This window comes from Oryzihumus sp., assembly GCF_036391795.1.
Lineage (GTDB): Bacteria > Actinomycetota > Actinomycetes > Actinomycetales > Dermatophilaceae > Oryzihumus.
Genome location: NZ_DASVZH010000181.1, coordinates 1 through 1551 on the forward strand (window position 1 = coordinate 1; position 1551 = coordinate 1551).

Genomic DNA, 1551 nt, shown 5'->3' on the forward strand with positions numbered 1-1551 from the left:
GTGGTGGCGGTCGCCGTGCCCGTCGAGGTCGAGGGGACCGGGAGGCTGTCGGTGACCGACGGGGTCGGGCTGCCCGTCGCCGAGCCCGTGGCCGCCGGGGTGACCGTCTCGTAGTAGCCCTGGGGCAGCAGCACCGGCACCTTGACCTGCTGGGCGCCACCCTCGGGGGTGCTCACCTCGATCTGGAGCAGGCCGCCGGGGGCGGTGCCCACCTTGGGCAGCGTCGCCGGGTCGACCGTCGTGCTGTCCTCGAGGCGGGTGCCCTTGCCGGGGGCCGCCTCGACGCTGGCCTGGCCGCCGTTGGCGGTGGCGAAGGTGACGCGGACCGGCTGGGCGCCCTTGTTGACCACGACGCCGGACAGCACGCCGGGCTGGTCCTGGGCGCTGGAGACCACGACGAGGTCGCGGACCTGGATGTTGCCCAGGTCGACCGCCACGCCGTCGGCGGGCTGGTAGGCGAACTGGGTCTGGATCGGGGACTGCGTCTGGCACCCGCTCAGCGCGACCGCTCCGGCGGCGACGAGGCCGGCGCTCGCGAGGAGGACCTTGCGGGACATGGACACCTGAGCGGCTCGGGAGGGTCGACGGATCACGGCGCACAGCGTACCGGGGCAGGGCTTGCCGGCTGTCGTCAGGTCACCACCGCGCACCCCCGACGCGCGCGCGTAGAGCATGGTCAATGGGTGTCTGTCAAGACCGTCCCGGGAGTCAAAATGCCCCAGCGAGGGCCCCTGACCTGCACAAACACGACGCGAACTAGTTCGTTCCGGCCATGGCCCCGTGTTACCCTTGAGGTCGCGAAAGGGGAAAACAGCACATGGTTTTCAAGGTCGGCGAAACGGTCGTGTACCCCCACCACGGGGCTGCCCTGATCGAAGAAATCAAGACCCGCACCATCAAGGGCGAGGACAAGCTCTACCTCGTCCTCAAGGTTGCCCAGGGCGACCTCACCATCGAGGTGCCAGCTGAGAACTGCGACCTCGTGGGTGTCCGCGACGTCGTGGGGCAGGACGGCCTCGATCGTGTCTTCGAGGTGCTGCGAGCCCCCCACACCGAGGAGCCGACCAACTGGTCGCGCCGCTACAAGGCCAACCTCGAGAAGCTCGCCTCCGGTGACGTCATCAAGGTCGCCGAGGTCGTGCGCGACCTGTGGCGCCGCGACAAGGACCGCGGCCTGTCCGCGGGTGAGAAGCGGATGCTCGCCAAGGCCCGCCAGATCCTCGTCTCCGAGCTCGCGCTCGCCGAGAAGACCAACGAGGACAAGGCCGAGGCGATCCTCGACGAGGTCCTCGCCTCCTGAGCACCAGCGTCGTCCTCGTCGCCGCCGGTCAGGGCACGAGGCTCGGGGCTGGTGTGCCCAAGGCGTTCGCCCCGCTGCACGGGGAGCCGTTGCTGCTCCACGCGCTGCGGGGCGTCCTTGCGTGCGGGCAGGTCGGCCACGTCGTGGTCGTCGCCCCCTCGACCCACCTCGAGGCTGCCCGCGCGCTGGCCGGCGGTGACGCGCGGGTCGACGTCGTCGCCGGCGGGGCCGACCGCACGGCGTCCGTGGCC

At 71.1% G+C, this 1551-nt stretch carries 3 protein-coding genes; 2 read left to right on the top strand and 1 reads right to left on the bottom strand.

The genetic code is table 11. From position 1 onward, the window contains the following. A partial coding sequence (locus VF825_RS10780; RefSeq protein WP_331113064.1) for a hypothetical protein occupies positions 1–593 on the bottom strand: 593 nt, incomplete at its 3' end. A gap of 224 nt (positions 594–817) precedes the next feature. On the opposite strand from VF825_RS10780, the gene VF825_RS10785 reads away from it, so the two are divergent. Together VF825_RS10785 and VF825_RS10790 are read left to right on the top strand one after the other, a co-directional pair. After that, positions 818–1300 carry a CarD family transcriptional regulator gene (locus VF825_RS10785; RefSeq protein ID WP_141789540.1) on the top strand — a complete coding sequence of 161 codons (483 nt, stop codon included), beginning with the start codon at positions 818–820 and terminating at the stop codon, positions 1298–1300. Continuing rightward, positions 1297–1551 (top strand): IspD/TarI family cytidylyltransferase (locus VF825_RS10790; RefSeq protein ID WP_331113067.1); only part of this gene is annotated, 255 nt, incomplete at its 3' end. The genes VF825_RS10785 and VF825_RS10790, both read left to right, overlap by 4 nt.